At 55.3% G+C, this 16,350-nt stretch carries 14 protein-coding genes; 9 read left to right on the forward strand and 5 right to left on the reverse strand.

The features are described 5' to 3' along the window. Positions 1-19 precede the first annotated feature (19 nt). Entirely contained in the window at positions 20-1,219 is a 1,200-nt protein-coding gene (gene malE / locus J1782_RS22455) for a maltose/maltodextrin ABC transporter substrate-binding protein MalE (protein ID WP_165061442.1), read from the reverse strand. A gap of 376 nt (positions 1,220-1,595) precedes the next feature. On the opposite strand from malE, the gene malK reads away from it, so the two are divergent. The 8 genes from malK to gdhA all read left to right on the forward strand — a co-directional run bounded on the left by malK (position 1,596) and on the right by gdhA (position 9,590). Then, positions 1,596-2,705 carry a maltose/maltodextrin ABC transporter ATP-binding protein MalK gene (gene malK / locus J1782_RS22460; RefSeq protein ID WP_120133221.1) on the forward strand — a complete coding sequence of 370 codons (1,110 nt, stop codon included), beginning with the start codon at positions 1,596-1,598 and terminating at the stop codon, positions 2,703-2,705. 26 nt (positions 2,706-2,731) lie between these two features. Then, complete coding sequence (locus J1782_RS22465) at positions 2,732-4,030, forward strand: maltoporin (protein WP_165061444.1); 1,299 nt, start codon at positions 2,732-2,734, stop codon at positions 4,028-4,030. A gap of 226 nt (positions 4,031-4,256) precedes the next feature. Next, positions 4,257-5,153 carry a maltose operon protein MalM gene (gene malM / locus J1782_RS22470; RefSeq protein WP_208950979.1) on the forward strand — a complete coding sequence of 299 codons (897 nt, stop codon included), beginning with the start codon at positions 4,257-4,259 and terminating at the stop codon, positions 5,151-5,153. A 222-nt stretch (positions 5,154-5,375) separates the two neighbouring features. Continuing rightward, complete coding sequence (locus J1782_RS22475) at positions 5,376-6,215, forward strand: AraC family transcriptional regulator (RefSeq protein ID WP_152327269.1); 840 nt, start codon at positions 5,376-5,378, stop codon at positions 6,213-6,215. 51 nt (positions 6,216-6,266) lie between these two features. Beyond that, positions 6,267-6,704 carry a DUF2000 domain-containing protein gene (locus tag J1782_RS22480; RefSeq protein ID WP_152327268.1) on the forward strand — a complete coding sequence of 146 codons (438 nt, stop codon included), beginning with the start codon at positions 6,267-6,269 and terminating at the stop codon, positions 6,702-6,704. Between the two features lie 68 nt (positions 6,705-6,772). Beyond that, positions 6,773-7,471: a phosphatase PAP2 family protein gene (locus J1782_RS22485; protein ID WP_217153930.1), complete on the forward strand. Its 699-nt coding sequence runs from the start codon at positions 6,773-6,775 to the stop codon at positions 7,469-7,471. A 175-nt stretch (positions 7,472-7,646) separates the two neighbouring features. Next, complete coding sequence (locus J1782_RS22490; RefSeq protein WP_152327266.1) at positions 7,647-8,132, forward strand: methylated-DNA--[protein]-cysteine S-methyltransferase; 486 nt, start codon at positions 7,647-7,649, stop codon at positions 8,130-8,132. A 114-nt stretch (positions 8,133-8,246) separates the two neighbouring features. Then, positions 8,247-9,590, forward strand: a complete 1,344-nt coding sequence (gene gdhA / locus J1782_RS22495) for an NADP-specific glutamate dehydrogenase (protein ID WP_217153931.1) — start codon at positions 8,247-8,249, stop codon at positions 9,588-9,590. Positions 9,591-9,660: 70 nt separating this feature from the next. Here gdhA and J1782_RS22500 read toward each other — a convergent pair whose 3' ends face one another. Next, positions 9,661-11,931: a TonB-dependent siderophore receptor gene (locus tag J1782_RS22500; RefSeq protein WP_217153932.1), complete on the reverse strand. Its 2,271-nt coding sequence runs from the start codon at positions 11,929-11,931 to the stop codon at positions 9,661-9,663. Positions 11,932-12,164: 233 nt separating this feature from the next. Here J1782_RS22500 and fes point away from each other — a divergent pair, with 233 nt between their 5' ends. Then, the gene (gene fes / locus J1782_RS22505; protein WP_371819819.1) at positions 12,165-13,496 is read left to right on the forward strand and encodes an enterochelin esterase; all 1,332 of its coding nucleotides are present in this window, start codon (positions 12,165-12,167) and stop codon (positions 13,494-13,496) included. On the opposite strand, the gene J1782_RS22510 is transcribed toward fes, so the two are convergent. Genes J1782_RS22510 through fepD form a run of 3 tightly spaced genes read right to left on the reverse strand, consistent with a single transcriptional unit; the run spans position 13,485 to position 16,350 of the window. Next, complete coding sequence (locus J1782_RS22510) at positions 13,485-14,288, reverse strand: ATP-binding cassette domain-containing protein (RefSeq protein ID WP_217153933.1); 804 nt, start codon at positions 14,286-14,288, stop codon at positions 13,485-13,487. The two genes, fes and J1782_RS22510, sit on opposite strands and share 12 nt — an antisense overlap. Further along, positions 14,285-15,313: an iron-enterobactin ABC transporter permease gene (fepG, locus tag J1782_RS22515; RefSeq protein WP_217153934.1), complete on the reverse strand. Its 1,029-nt coding sequence runs from the start codon at positions 15,311-15,313 to the stop codon at positions 14,285-14,287. The genes J1782_RS22510 and fepG overlap by 4 nt, the downstream gene beginning before the upstream one ends. A 2-nt stretch (positions 15,314-15,315) precedes the next feature. After that, complete coding sequence (gene fepD, locus J1782_RS22520; RefSeq protein ID WP_256443926.1) at positions 15,316-16,350, reverse strand: Fe(3+)-siderophore ABC transporter permease; 1,035 nt, start codon at positions 16,348-16,350, stop codon at positions 15,316-15,318.

A 16,350-nucleotide genomic window follows, 5' to 3' on the forward strand; every position in this document is an offset into this window, starting at 1 on the left:
TTGAGCTAATGCTTCGGCATTACTTGGTAATGCGTGTTTCGACGTCTTTCAGGGCTTGAGGAACAGTCTGACGGCCATTTACTGCGTTGATGATGGCGCTGCGTTCTGCGTACCAGAAGGCGCTCATCTGCGGAATGTTTGGCATGATTTCGCCATTCTTGGAGTTAGCCATCGTAGCGGCGATGCGCGGATCTTTTTCCAGCTGTTCCTGATACGTTTTCAGCGCCACGGCGCCCAGTGGTTTGTCTTTGTTGACCAGAGCCAGACCGTCGTCGGTGATCAGATAGTTTTCCAGGAACTCTTTCGCGAGTTCTTTGTTCGGGCTGGCGGCGTTGATCCCGGCAGTCAGTACACCGACGAACGGTTTAGACGGTTTGCCGTGGAAGCTCGGCAGCAGCGTCACGCCGTAGTTGATTTTACTCTTGTCGAGGTTTGACCATGCCCACGGGCCGTCGATGGTCATCGCGGTCTGGCCTTTGTTGAACGCGGCTTCGGCAATGGAATAGTCGGTGTCGGCGTTGATGTGTTTGTTTTTCACCAGATCGATGATGAATTGCAGGCCAGCCTGAGAACCTGCGTTATTTACGCCGGTGTCTTTGATGTTGTATTTGCCGTTTTCATACTTGAACGCGTAACCCCCGTCAGCGGCAATGATTGGCCAGGTGAAATACGGTTCCTGCAAGTTCCACATGATGGCGCTCTTGCCTTTGGCGCGCAGCTCTTTGTCCAGCGCAGGGATTTCTTCCCAGGTTTTTGGCGCTTCTTTAATGATGTCTTTGTTGTAAATCAGCGACAGCGCTTCGACCGCAACCGGGTAGCCGATCAGCTTGCCGTTAAAGGTCACGGCGTCCCAGGTGAACGGGAACAGTTTGTCTTTGAAGGCCTGATCCGGGCTGATTTCAGCCAGCAGGCCGGATTGTGCGTAACCGCCAAAACGGTCGTGCGCCCAGAAGATAATGTCAGGGCCGTCGCCGGTGGCTGCCACTTGCGGATATTTTTCTTCCAGTTTGTCCGGATGTTCTACCGTGACTTTAATGCCGGTGTCTTTCTCAAACTTCTTACCGACTTCCGCCAGACCGTTATAGCCCTTGTCACCGTTGATCCAGATGACCAGCTTTCCTTCTTCTATTTTGGCAAACGCGGAAGATGACAGCACCAGGGTAGCCAGCGCCGAAAGTGCCAGTGTATTTTTCATGATCTTCTTAATGCTGAGGCTCATAATCCAGTCCTTTTATTCCTGTTAGGAGTCGGTTTTCTTCCCGTCTTAGACGGAAAAGGCAAGGTACGACGCCAGTGTGGATTTAACCCGTCAGGGCTTCATCATCCCCCCCTCTACGCCCCCGTCCCTCAGAATGTGATCCCGCCGACACTCTCAGGCGTTATGTGGCTTATCACTCAAAAAAATGGTTCGTTTTTTGCCATTCAGATCACGAATTTGATTTTTGACGTGAACTTTCATCCGGTTGCATGAATTGGTCATCCTCCCTGCTCCTCCCCCATGAAAAACTTTGTTACGGATGATTACGCTTAACCGCTAATCCTTCACTCTTCGTTGCATTGAGATTTCCCGCTGGCAGCAAGTACAGGAGTTCAGGATGGCGAGCGTTTCCCTTAACAGCGTGTACAAAGCCTTTGGCGAAACCGTGATTTCCAGCGACATCAATCTGGAAATCGAAGAGGGCGAATTTGTAGTGTTTGTCGGGCCATCGGGCTGCGGCAAATCGACGTTGCTGCGCATGATTGCCGGCCTGGAAGACATCACTTCAGGTGAGTTAAAGATTGGTGATAAACGTATGAACGAAGTGCCACCTGCGGAACGTGGGATCGGCATGGTGTTCCAGTCTTATGCGTTGTATCCGCATTTGTCCGTCGCTGAAAACATGTCTTTCGGCCTGAAACTGGCGGGCGCGAAAAAAGCTGAAATCAACCAGCGGGTGAATCAGGTCTCCGAAGTATTGCAGCTGGCGCATCTGCTCGACCGTCGCCCGAAAGCGCTTTCCGGCGGACAACGTCAGCGCGTGGCGATTGGCCGTACGCTGGTCGCTGAACCGACGGTATTCCTGCTCGATGAGCCGCTTTCCAACCTCGATGCCGCGCTGCGTGTGCAGATGCGTATTGAGATTTCCCGTCTTCATAAACGCCTGAAACGCACCATGATTTACGTGACGCACGATCAGGTCGAGGCGATGACGCTGGCCGATAAAATCGTGGTGCTCGACGCCGGACATATCGCGCAGGTCGGTAAGCCGCTCGAACTCTATCACTATCCCGCCAACCGTTTTGTCGCCGGTTTTATCGGCTCTCCGAAAATGAATTTCCTGCCGGTGAAAGTCACCGGCGCTGAACCTGCACGCGTGCAGGTCGAGTTGCCAAACCGTCAGCAGGTCTGGCTGCCTGTCGAAGGCACCGACGTGAAAGTCGGCAGCAACCTTTCACTGGGTATCCGTCCTGAACATCTTCTGCCAAGCGACGTCGCGGAAGTGACGCTTTCCGGTGAAGTCCAGGTCGTCGAGCAACTGGGTAATGAAACACAGATCCACATCCAAATTCCGGCAATTCGTCAGAACCTGGTGTACCGCCAGAACGACGTGGTGCTGGTAGAAGAAGGTGCAACATTCGCCATCGGGTTGCCACCACACCGCTGCCATCTGTTCCGCGAGGACGGAACTGCATGTCGCCGGTTACATCCCGAATCTGGTGTTTGAAAGCACGCGATCCCCTACAGGAGAAAATGATGATTACAATGCGTAGTTCTTCCCTGGCGCTGGCAGTGGCTGCCGGAATCCTTTCTACACAAGCAATGGCAGTAGATTTTACCGGTTATGCCCGTTCGGGCATCGGCTGGACGGGCAGCGGCGGCGAGCAGCAATGTTTCAAAGCGACAGGCGCTGACAGTAAATACCGTCTGGGTAACGAGTGTGAAACCTATGCGGAGTTAAAACTCGGTCAGGAAGTGTGGAAAGAAGGGGATAAGAGCTTCTACTTCGACACCAACGTAGCGTATTCCGTATCACAGCAGAACGACTGGGAGTCAACCGATCCGGCTTTCCGCGAAGCAAACGTGAAGGGTAAGAACCTGATCGAATGGCTGCCGGGCTCCACCATCTGGGCCGGTAAGCGTTTCTACCAACGTCATGACGTTCACATGATCGACTTCTACTACTGGGATATTTCAGGTCCGGGTGCCGGTCTGGAAGATGTGGATCTGGGCTTTGGTAAATTGTCTCTGGCAGCGACCCGTAACACCGAAAGCGGCGGTTCCTACGGGTATATCGCCGACCAGCGTAACGAAGTGCCAACGTCCAACGACGTGTTCGACGTTCGTCTGGCAGGCCTGCAAACTAACCCGGGCGGCGTGCTGGAGTTAGGCGTGGATTACGGTCGTGCCAATGCGCGTGACGGGTATTCCTTCGCAGACAATGCGACCAAAGACGGTTTCCTGGTAACTGCGGAACACACGCAAAGCATCTACAACGGCTATAACAAATTCGTACTGCAATACGCCTCTGACTCCATGACCGATCCGGGTCAGGGCGCGGCAAACGGCCACTCCAACGGTGCCGCTATCGATAACAACGGCAGCATGATCCGCGTTCTCGACCACGGTGCCATCGACTTCAACGATACCTGGAGCCTGATGTACGTGGCGATGTATCAGGACGTTGACCGCGATAACAATAACGGGACAACCTGGTATACCGTCGGTGTCCGTCCAATGTACAAATGGACCCCGATCATGAGCACCTTGCTGGAAGTCGGTTACGACAACGTGAAATCGCAGCGTACCGGCGATCGCAACGGTCAGTACAAAGTCACCCTGGCGCAGCAATGGCAGGCTGGCGACAGCATCTGGTCACGTCCGGCCATCCGCGTGTTTGCAACCTACGCAAACTGGGATGAAAAGTGGGGCTACGACACTGACAGCGGCGCAAACAATGGTTTAGCGATGAACGACACCAGCACAAGAACCTTCAGCCGTGGTAATGACGATGAAGTGACATTTGGTGCCCAGATGGAAATCTGGTGGTAATTCTCTTTGTCCTATGAGCCGCAGGTGCGTTAGCTGCCCTCACTCACCCCGGTCACATACTTGTGTATGCTCCCGGGGATGAGTTCAGTTGCCGCCTTCCTGCAACTCAAATGACGTCGAGAATCTTTGCCAGTTTTCAAAAGTACAAGCAGTAAAGAAGATGTGCTGGCTGGCAGTTGTCCGCTGATGACCGCCAGCCTTCATGGTGATTTCAAAGGAAACAATAATGAAAAAGAATCTGCTGTCACTGTGTCTGTCGCTGAGCCTGCTGGCTGCTGCACCTGCGGTCGTGAATGCTGCGCAGAATGATGCGAATACCGCTCCGGCGATTTCCAGCCAGACCTTACGCAACCTTTCATGGACGCCGCTGGTTCCGCCAGTGACGCAGGATGTGACGCTTGGAACCTCCAGCGCACAGATTAATCAGGGGCAAATTCAGGGTGCCGTCGGGGCATTCGCATTGCCTGCCGACCGGGGTTCACTTGAAATTACGCTGACCAGTATCGCGACCGGTAAAACCGTGTATGCGCCAAATGTTCTGGTGCTGGATGAGCAGATGCGTCCGGCAGCTTTTTATCCTTCCAGCTATTTCCCGTATCAGAAACCAGGCATCGTCTCCAGCGACCGTCTGGAAGGCACGCTGAAACTGACGCCTGCACTGGGCCAGAAACAAATTTATCTGCTGGTTTACACCACCCGTCAGGATCTGGCTGAAACTACGCAGATGGTGAACCCGGCGAAAGCCTTCGCCGCTGGCGTAGGTAACGCCGTGCCGGATATCCCGGATCCGATTGCCCGTCACACCCCAACCGGTACGCTGAGCCTGAAAGTCACCGCTGAACAGAAAACCGGTAACGTGATGATTGGTCAGTTCCTCCCGTCATCCGCACCAGCCGCGGCTGCGCCGGTTGTGGTCGGCAGCACACAAGCTCCGGCACCTGCGGCTGCTCCGGCAAAACCCACTGAGCCGATGCTCAGCGATTCCGAAACCTATTTCAACGACGCGATTAAGAAAGCAGTGAAAGCCGGAGACGTTGATAAAGCCCTGAAACTGCTCGATGAAGCCGAACGTCTGGGTTCGAAAACTGCCCGTAAAACCTTTATCGAAAGCGTGAAACACTAAGTTTTCTTAGCTCCTCCTCCTGCGAAGGGGGAGGTTGGGAGGGGTTTTAAGGGCTAACACTTTGTTTAAAGACATTTTAAGTTCTTGGTTTTGAACTTAATACCCCACCCCAACCCTCCCCTTCGCAGGGGAGGGAGCACACCGTGCCATACCACACTATCCTCATTTCTTTTTCTCCCTTCTATTTGTTACCCTGTTGTTAATTCATTCGGCGGGGGATCTATGGCGTCTGCAAACTGGGTCGATTTATCGAAAGATAAAGACAGCGGGATCGAGACGATCCACGCCCATTTCGAAGGCCATGCGTACGATCCTCACTGGCACGACAGCTATTTAGTCGGCGTTACCCAATACGGATTGCAGCAATTCAGCTGCCGTCGTCAGAAACATCAGAGCCTGCCGGGTAAAGTGTTTATGCTCGAGCCGGGCGAAATTCACGACGGCGATGCGGTGCAGCCCGGTGGTTTTACGTACCACATGTTGTATCTCGACCCGCAATGGCTGGGCCGCGAACTGGCAGCACGACGCGATTCCCTTTCTTCTGCCGGTGACCCGAGTTTCGAAAATACCTTAGCGCAGGATCCGCAGCTGGCGCAGGCGACGTCACTGGCGTTTCAGGCGCTGCATGGCAAAGACTTGCGTATCGTCCGCCAGACTGCGCTCGACGGATTGCTCAGTGCGTTGGGCGGGCATCTCACCTGGCAACCACCACGTCCGGAGGGCGAAGCGCCGTGGTCACGTGTGGCGCATCGGGCGCGGGAATATCTGCACGCGCATTTGCACGAGGATATCGGCCTTGAGCAACTGGCGGCGGCGACCGGTGAAAGCCGTTTTGTGGTCAGCCGTGCGTTTAAAGCCGAATTCGGATTGCCGCCGCATGCGTATCTTATTCAGCTGAAACTCACCCGTGCGCGGGAGGGGCTGGCGCTCGGACACACGCCGGCCACCGTCGCAGCAGATTTAGGGTTTGCCGATCAGAGCCACCTCGGGCGCTGGTTCCGCCGTGCTTATCAGCTCACGCCAGCACATTACCGGCGTCTGTGCACAAATCTTCCAGATTGAGAAAAAGTGACGGGTTAAGCTCAGATTTCAACTGAAACGGAGCCTGTCATAATGAATACGCCTGCCACTATTTTACCTTTGCCGCCAGAGCGCTGCGTGATTGTCATCAACCAGCAACTCACCGCCGGACATGCCGCCAATGCCGCCGCTGTACTGGCGCTGACGCTCGGACAACGCCATCCGGCGCTGGTGGGCGCGCCGCTGATTGATGCCGATAACCGTGAACATCCGGGGCTGATCCCGATCGGTATCAGCGTGTTAGTGGCCGATGCGGAGCAACTGACGCAACTGCATCAGCATCTGCTTAATGACGATGATATGGACGGCATTATTTTCCCGGTCGAAGGTCAGCAGACCACTGACTATGCGGCGTTTCGTGAGGCGGTCGCCATCGTGCCAACCGGTGATTTAGTGCTGCTGGGGATCGCGCTGGCGGGGAAAAAGAAAGTCGTCAGAAAGCTGACCGGAAAACTCGGCCTGCTGGGCTGAATTTGTCATTTAACCGTCATATTCCTTCTCTATTCTCCTGATATTCAAAAAATATCAGGAGTTTCACCGTGCGTAAGTCACTTGTCGCTTTACTGCTTTTCACTCTGGGTTCGACGTTTGTTGTTCAGGCTGCTGACGAAGCAAAGCCGTTCATCACTTCCGAACAGCTTGATCTGACGAAGTATTTGCCTGCGCCACCAGCTGATGATTCCGCTCAGACCAAAGCCGAGCTGAAAGAATTACTGGAAATTCAGGCGACCCGTACGCCGGAACAGGAAAAAGCGGCGATTGCCGATGCAGAAGAAAACGTCTGGCGTTATGCCGATGTGATGGGCCCTGATTTTACAGCCGAAAAACTGCCGAAAACCGCCGCGCTGTTTGACCGCGTCGTCGCGACGGAAGACGTGGTGGACGATCACGCCAAGAAAGCGTTTAACCGCCCGCGCCCGTATATGCTGGATGAGCAGATTCATCCGCTGCTTAAAAAATCCAAATCCGGTTCATGGCCGTCCGGGCACTCCACTATTGGTTACCTGATGGCGACCGTGCTGGGCGAAATGGTGCCGGAAAAACGTAATGCGCTGTTCACCCGCGCCGCCGGTTATGCCGAAAATCGCCTGGTGGCAGGTTTCCACTACCGTTCTGATACCGTGATGAGCCGTACCGGTGCCGCGCTGATTGCGCAGAGAATTTCTGAAGAGCCTGAATTCAAAGCTGAATTTGACGCCGCAGAAGCCGAGCTGCGCGCACAAATGGGCCTGAAATAACCGCATTTCTCTCCGGCAATATCCCTACCCCTGAAGCGTTACATTCAACAATGTAACGCTTTCATTTTTCGAAGATTCTCTGGAAGACATCCCGCAAATCCCTGTTTTGCCTCTTGGTCTGTTTCGCGGCTTTCCGGTAAAGTGGACAGCGTATAACAGGCTGAGGAAAGCACAAATGGAATACAGATTTAAGCGGGTAGAATCACCGGTCGGATTACTCACACTGGCGGCAAAAGGCGACAAGCTGACAGCTATCTTGTGGGAATGCGAAATCGATGGCCGGGTGAAACTGGGCGAAATGATGGAAGACCCGACGTTTCCCATTTTGCTGAAAACCGAACAACAGCTGAATGAATATTTTGCGGGCAAGCGCACGCGCTTTGAGCTGGATCTTGATTTCACCGGCACCGAGTTTCAGAAAGAAGTCTGGGCCGCATTGCTGGAAATTCCCTTTGGTGAAACGCGTAGCTACAGCGATATCGCCCGACGTATTGGCCGCCCGAAAGCCGTCCGTGCCGTGGGTGCCGCCAATGGCCGCAACCCGATTTCCATTGTCGCGCCGTGCCATCGGGTAATTGGTGCGTCCGGAAAACTCACCGGTTTTGCGGGTGGTCTGGATAACAAAGCATTATTACTTAAGCTGGAAGGCCGTAAATCCTAGGGTTTTTATCGGGTAAATAAATCACTTGATGTCCGCTTGTCAGTCGATGCATAGTCAAAAAATAAGCAGCAAATAACAAAGACAACATCACTTACGAAACGGAGTTTTACCCTCATGGATCAAATTCATTCCCTCGAACAGTTCTTATCCTCAGTTCAGCAACGCGACCCGCATCAGGTCGAGTTTTCTCAGGCCGTTCGTGAAGTCATGACCACGCTCTGGCCGTTCCTCGAACAAAATCCGCAATACCGGCGTTCTTCTTTATTAGAACGTCTGGTGGAACCGGAGCGCGTGATTCAGTTCCGCATTGCGTGGGTTGATGACAAAAATCAGGTACAGGTAAATCGCGGCTGGCGCGTGCAGTTCAGCTCGGCCATCGGCCCGTATAAAGGTGGCATGCGTTTCCACCCGTCGGTCAATTTATCAATTCTGAAATTCCTCGGTTTTGAACAGACGTTTAAAAATGCGCTGACCACGCTGCCAATGGGCGGCGGGAAGGGCGGCAGTGATTTCAATCCGAAAGGCAAAAGCGAAGGCGAAATCATGCGTTTTTGTCAGGCGCTGATGCTGGAACTTTATCGCCATCTGGGCCCGGACACTGACGTACCGGCGGGCGATATCGGCGTCGGTGGGCGTGAAGTCGGTTATATGGCGGGGATGATGAAAAAACTCTCCAACAACACTGCGAGCGTGTTCACCGGTAAAGGCCTGTCGTTTGGCGGCAGTCTGATCCGCCCGGAAGCCACCGGTTATGGCCTGATTTATTTCACCGAATCCATGCTTAAACGTCACGGTCTGGATTTTGAAGGCATGCGCGTGGCGGTGTCCGGCTCGGGTAACGTGGCGCAATATGCAATTGAAAAAGCCATGTCGCTGGGCGCGCGCGTGATTACGGCGTCAGATTCAAACGGCACCGTGGTCGATGAAGCCGGTTTCACGCGGGAAAAACTGGCGCTGCTGACAGAAATCAAAGCCAGCCGCGATGGCCGCGTATCAGATTATGCGCAAAAACTGGGGTTGACGTATCTCGAAGGCCAGCAGCCGTGGAATGTGCCGGTAGACATCGCGCTGCCGTGCGCTACCCAAAATGAGCTGGGCGTGGAAGCGGCCCGGGTGCTGATCGCCAACGGCGTAAAAGCCGTGGCGGAAGGCGCAAATATGCCGACGACCATTGAAGCCACTGACCTGTTCGTTGAAGCGGGCGTGTTGTTCGCGCCGGGTAAAGCGGCCAATGCTGGTGGCGTGGCGACGTCCGGGCTGGAGATGGCACAAAACGCCGCGCGTCTGAGCTGGAAAGCTGAAGAAGTGGACGCACGCTTACGTCACATCATGCTCGATATTCATCATTCATGCGTGGAGTACGGCGGTGAAGGCAGGCAGACGCAGTATGTGCGCGGCGCCAATATCGCCGGTTTCGTGAAAGTCGCGGATGCCATGCAGGCGCAGGGCGTGCTGTAACCTGAAAGTCCGTTGCAGAAACAATATAGCCACCTTTGCAGGTGGCTTTTTTACAGGTCAGAGGCTGAGCTTAGAAGTGTGTGTTCAGGCTCATGTAGAAAGTCCGGCCCGGTTCGTTGTAGGTTGCTGCACCCGCGCCGTACATATAGGCGTTAGTGGTAGCGTTACCCACGGTCTGGGCATTACCCGCGCGGAACTGACGCTTGTCGAACACGTTATCAATACCGGCGGTTACGCTGACATTTTTAGTCGCAACGTAGGTGCCGCTCAGGCCGACCACTGAATACGGGCTGACTTCATTCTTCTCACTTCCGGTTACGGCTTCACCTTTGTAGTTGTATTTTTTCGGCTTCTGACGGCCATACCAGGTCAGGGTGGACTGCACGGAGAAATCTTCCGTTGCCTGCCAGCTCAGCGTAGAGTTGATCGTAAATTCAGGGATGATCGACAGATAATCGCCGGTCTCTTTGTTTTTACTTTCAATCATGTAAGTCCCGTTGTTATTCCAGGAAATGGTACTGGTGACCGGAATATTCAACGTCCCTTCCAGACCCTGAACGACGGCTTTAGGAACGTTTTGCCATTTATAAACGTCAGTGGTGCCCGTCGTTGATGTGCCGGTTGGCAGATAACCCGCCTCGATTTTGTTGCGGTAATCGTTACGGAAGTACGTCATGCCTGCCTGATAGCCGTTGCGGTGGAACTCAAGACCGATCTCTTTGTTGATGCTGGTTTCTGCATCGAGATCTTTATTCCCTACCAGATAACAGCCACCGCCGCTGGCGGCACAACCCTGGCCTTTACTGTAAAGCACGTAGTTCGGGTTGGTCTGATACAGGCTTGGCGCTTTGTAGGCACGCGCGATCCCCATTTTCAGTGTGAAATCATCGCCCAGTTCCTGAGACAGGTTCAGGGAAGGACTCCAGTTATTGCCGACAATAGAATGATGATCGAAACGAAGGCCCGGAACCAGCATCGTGCTGTCGGTCAGTTCGATGTTATCTTCTGCAAACAGCGAGAAGATTTCCGCCTGCGAATACGGGCTGCGACCGGTGCTGTCGATACCGTCAATGGCACCGCCGAGCATAGACTGAACGTTGGAAGACGGGTCTTTCATCTTTTGCTGGTTCCATTCAGTGCCCAACGTGGCGGTTTGCGGCACGCCTAAATCAAACGGAATGCTGACTTCGCTGTGCGCAAGAATGTCGCCCAGCGCGATGGTGTTGAAGCTGTCGTCAGAGAAGATCCCCTCCGTGCCGCCCGCCAGACCTTCATCCATGCGTGAGTTACGGGTTTTTTCGTACTGCACATAGTTGGTGGTGGAAACGCCGTTGTCCCATGCGCCTTTGTACGTCAGGGCGTAGGACTGGCGGTAAATACGGTTGGTCTCTTTGCCGTACATACTTTTAACCAGCGCACTGGTATTGGTGTTTTGCGTGTCACCGGCGTACAGGTTGCCCTGACGGCTGTTGGACACCTCAAACTCAAGTGACTGCATGCGGGCGAAATCCCAGTGCAGCATGGCGTCGATATTTTTATTGATGACGCCTTCGCGACCGGCCGGAACGGTGTCGGCATAGGTGCCGGTGCGTTCGGACTGATGGCCGTCGTTGATATACTGCGAATCAGCCTGTGTTTTGCTGTAGCCGCCAAACAGACGGAAACTGAACTGGTCGCTGAGCGGGCCGGACAGGCTGAAATCGGTGCGTTTCGTTGAACCTTCTTCTTTATGCTGTGGCGCGTTCATGTAGGTATTCCATGAGCCGTGCCATTCGCTGGTGTCTTTTTTGGTGATGATATTCACCACGCCGCCCGCCGCACCGTTGCCATAACGCGCGGCCGCCGGGCCGCGGATCACTTCGATGCGATCAATCATATCTGGCGGAACCCAGCTGGTATCGCCGCGGGTATCACGCTCGCCGCGCCAGCCCTGACGCACGGAATTACGGCTGTTCACCGGTAAACCGTCGATCAGGATTAGGGTGTTTTCCGGGCCCATGCCGCGGATATCAATCTGGCGGTTGTTCCCGCGCTGTCCGCTGGTGGAGTTACCGGTCAGGTTTACGCCGGGCATGGTGCGGATCAGTTCGTTGATGTCGCGTGCCGGTGGGCGTTTTTGGATTTCATCAGACGTAATGGTGGAAACACCCGGAGCCTGAAGATTTTGCTGTGCGGCGGTGACGACCAGCGTGTCTTCGGTTTTTTTCGGCGTTTCAGCGGCCGTAGTCCCGGTTTCTGTTGCGGTTGTTGCGGAGGTTTCTGCTGCGCTGACGGGGAAAGTAAGCGCTGATCCCAGCCCGATTAAGGTTGCCAGCGAATAGTGTGGTAGCCTGCTTTTCATGTCGGATTCTGCCCTGAAATTCCATCCTTTCCTGAAAAATAGCGAGATTGAACAGGAGGATGGCCTGTTGTGTGTGTAGTTTTTGTTGACCCGCGTTACGGGCGGTAACACACTATTGCAAATAAAAACAATTATCAATTAGATTCCCATTCCTAATTTGTAGGGAAAGTGTAAAGCGCCATACCGGGAATGTTTTTTCTTGTCTGCCAGAAGGCTGTAAAGCGTAAAAAATGATGAAATATCAGCATCCGCAAAAACCTGCGGCTCAGGCCATGTTGTTGGAACCTCTGGCTGGAAGTGCCGCGTGGTGGAATGAAATTGCTGCGCGGGGAACGCCGTGGACGGAACCTTCGCGCGAAGGTTTTTATCGTGTGACGTTCTTCTGGCGGGATCCGCAGGGCAACGAAACGACGTCGGAGACCCAGCGTGTCTGGATCAACATCAACGGCATCACCGATCACCATCAGTCGTCGCCGCCGCAGAGTTTGCAGCGGCTGGCCGGAACGGATGTCTGGCACTGGCAGACCGAATTGCGTGCGGACTGGCGCGGAAGCTACAGCCTGATCCCACGTACCGAATCCGGCGCTGAATTTCCGCAAAATAACGATGATTATCAGAGCATGCTTGCCGCGCGTGAATGGTGGAAAAACCTCTTCCGCCACGCGACGCACGATCCGCTGAATCCGCATCGCCCGTGGCCCGGTGCAAAATCCCATGCGTTGTCCGGCCTGCATATGCCGGAAGCGTTGCCACAGCCCGCCTGGGAAAAGTTTGATCTTGATGGCCCGAAAGCGCCGCAAGCTCCGGCGGCGTTACAAACATTCCGCTGGAAAAGTGCGCGTCTGGGGAATATGCGAAACGTCTGGGTGTTTACCACCGGCGAAAGCCAGGAGCCTGCCTTGCGCCCGCTGGCGATCCTGCTCGACGGCCAGTTTTGGGCGAAACAGATGCCCGTCTGGCAGCCACTGACGCAGCTCACGCGCGAAGGGGCGCTGCCCGACGCGGTGTATGTGCTGATCGATGTTATTGATATTCAAACCCGCAGCCGCGAGCTGACCTGCAATCCGGAGTTCTGGCTGGCGGTGCAGGACGAGTTATTGCCGCAGGTGAAAAAACGGGCCGCGCACAGCGATAACGCGCAAAAAACGGTGGTCGCGGGGCAGAGTTTTGGTGGCCTTTCGTCGCTGTATGCCGGTTTGCACTGGCCTGAACGTTTCGGGTGCGTGCTGAGTCAGTCGGGGTCTTTCTGGTGGCCGCGCCGCCATCGTCAGCAAGCCAGTGATGATCAGCAAGAAGCGGAAAGCATCCTGTCGCAGGTTGAAAAAGGGCTGGGGGAACGCAGCCATTTGAAAATCTTTATGGAAGCCGGCAGAAACGAAAAGCTGATTTATGACGTGAATAATCAGATGGAGGCGCTGCTGAAACCGACCACCAATCAGGTGCGTTACCGGGTGCTGGAAGGCGGACACGACGCGCTGTGGTGGCGCGGCGGTTTGCTCGACGGCCTGTGCAGTCTGTGGGATGAGACGCAGTGGGCCGCCGGAGATCCTCCGTCAAACGGCTAAATTGCCGAGTGGAATAATTAACGGCGTATGTGACACCGGGCAGTCGATGATTGAGCAACGCAATCCGAAAACCTGCTCAATCAGTTCCGGCGTCACGATATCGGCAGGCGCGCCTTCTGCGAGGATTTTTCCGTCGCGCATGGCGATAAGATGCCCGGCGTAGCGGCAGGCCTGATTCAGATCGTGCAGCACGACGACCAGCGTCCGGCCATTTTCCTGATTCAGGCGACACATCAACTCCATCAAATCAATCTGATGGGCGATATCCAGCCAGGTCGTCGGCTCGTCCAAAAGCAGCAACGGCGTTTGCTGCGCCAGCACCATGGCAATCCACACCCGCTGCCGCTGCCCGCCGGACAGTGAATTTACCGTGCTTTCCGCCAGTTCATAAACTCCGGTTGCCCGCATCGCGTCATCGACTGCCTGCGTGTCCTGCGCATTCCAGCGGCTGAACAGATTCTGGTGCGGATAGCGCCCGCGACCGACCAGATCGGCCACCGTGATATCACCCGGCGCGGTCGAACTTTGCGGTAATAAGCCCAGCCTTTTTGCCACGTCTTTCGTGCCGTAATCGCCAATCAGTTTTCCGTCGAGAAAAACCGTGCCGGACTGCGGCTGCATCAGGCGGCTCAGCGTACGTAATAACGTCGATTTTCCGCAGGCGTTAGGCCCGATAATCACCGTTAGTTTTCCTTCCGGGATCGACACCGATAAATCCCGCGCAATGACTTTTTTGTCGTAACCGAGCGTCAGGTTCTGCGCATACAGCGGTGAAAAATATTCAGTCTTCATGAGCGGCGGGACTCCCGGATGAGCAAACCAATCAGATAAATACCGCCGAGACTGACGGTGAGCACGCCGACGGGCAGTTGATAAGGGAGGAAGAGACGTTGCGCCGCGACGTCTGCGGCGAGCAGCAGCAGTGCGCCGGTCAGCGCGGCAAAAAATAACGCGTGCTGCTGGCTGGCGCACAGGCGTCGGGAAATCTGTGGTGCCACCAGCGCGATAAAGGAAATGGGTCCGGCCAGCGCCGTCGCGGCGGCGGTTAATGCCACACCCGCCAGCATCAGCAGCAGGCGTGAACGTTCCACCGGGACACCCAGCGCGCACGCGGTATCGTCACCCATTTCCAGCAAACGCATTCGCGAGGAAAGCAGCCGGGCGAGGAACAGAGCCAAGACAATCAGGGCGATCACCGGCAGGCTTTTTTCCCATGTAATTCCGTTGAGCGAACCCGCATGCCATAACCCGGCGGTGAGCGCAGACTCAAGTGAGGCGTTGATAATCAGCCAGGTATTGCCCGCAATCAGCAGTGCACGCACACCGATACCGACGATAATCAGGCGGAAGGTTTCGACGCCCTGACGCCATGCCAGCGCATAAACCAGCAGCGCACTGACGATGCCTCCGGCCATGGCGCCGATCATGGTTTCAGCCGCGCTGGCGTTGAATAGCACGATGGCCAGCAGAACGCCGCTGTAGGCGCCGGTGTTAAAACCGATGACGTCCGGGCTGCCCAGCGGATTGCGCAGCAGAGACTGGAAAATCGCGCCGCTGACGCCCAGTGCCGCGCCGGTGATCAGTGCCATCACCACGCGCGGCAGACGCCACTGGGTTACAATGATGTGCAGATTTTTTGGGCCATCGCCGAGAAGGGCGCTGACGACCTGAGCCGGTTTCAGCGCCAGCGTGCCGCTGCCCAGCGCAAATATCGCCAGTAAGAGTGTGCATAAAGCTAACGCCAGCGCTGTCAGAAATGGCCGCGAAATTAGCGTGTTTTTTTTCAGCGTGCGGGATTCAGATAATATCTGGCTCATGGCTAACCTCTGCGCAATCCGCCGGGGCGGCGAACCAGAAAAATAAGCACCGGCGCGCCGATAAAGGCGACGACGACTGAAACCCGCAACTCACCGGCGACCAGTAGCCGTCCGGCGATATCTGCCGCAAGCAACAGCGTCGGCGTGAGGACCAGCGTCCACGGCAACAGCCAGCGGGGATCCGCACGGCAAATCCAGCGCGCCATATGCGGCACCATCAGCCCCACAAATGCGACAGGGCCGACGGCTGCTGTCGCGCTACCGCATAACAGCGTGATGGCCAGTAATCCCAGCAGCTGGGTCGTGATGATTTTAGTGCCCAGCGCGGTCGCCAGTTCACTGCCCATTGTCAGATTATTCAGGGAACGGGTCATCAGCAAGCTGAGGAAAATGGCGAAAAGGATCGGCGGTGTGACGGTGCGGATCACCGCCATGTTGCGGATATCCAGCGAACCGGCCTGCCAGAAGCGAAGCTGATCGTAAACCTGCGGATTCAGCAGGGAAATCCCCGACGAGAATCCTTCCAGAACGGCCGCCAGCGCAACGCCTGCCAGTGTGAGACGAACAGGGTCAAGCCTTCCGCGCCCGAGTGCACCAATCATGGCGACCAGCAACGTCGCTGATAAAGCTCCGGCAAACGAGAACCACAGATAACCGCTGACATCGGTGACACCAAAGAAGGCAATTCCGAGAACGACCGCAAACCCGGCACCGGCGTTAACGCCAAGAATACCGGGGTCGGCCAGCGGATTGCGGGTCAGGATTTGCATCAGCGCGCCTGATAATCCGAGCGCCATTCCCGCCAGTAAACCTGCCAGCGTTCTCGGCAGCCGGGCGTCGGTCACGATCACGCAGTCAGCACCGGTGCAGTGCCCGTTGAGTGCTGAAATCACGGTGCTGAAAGAAAGGGATTTCCCGCCCAGCAACAGACTCAGCGCCATCATCAGAACAAGCAGCAGCACGGCAAACAGTATTCCGGTGGCCTGTCGCGGAAATTGCCCCGGCGATGAAACGCGAGGCGCAGGAATTGCGTGCAT

This window comes from Rahnella sp. BCC 1045, assembly GCF_019049615.1.
Taxonomy (GTDB): Bacteria; Pseudomonadota; Gammaproteobacteria; order Enterobacterales; family Enterobacteriaceae; genus Rahnella; species Rahnella contaminans.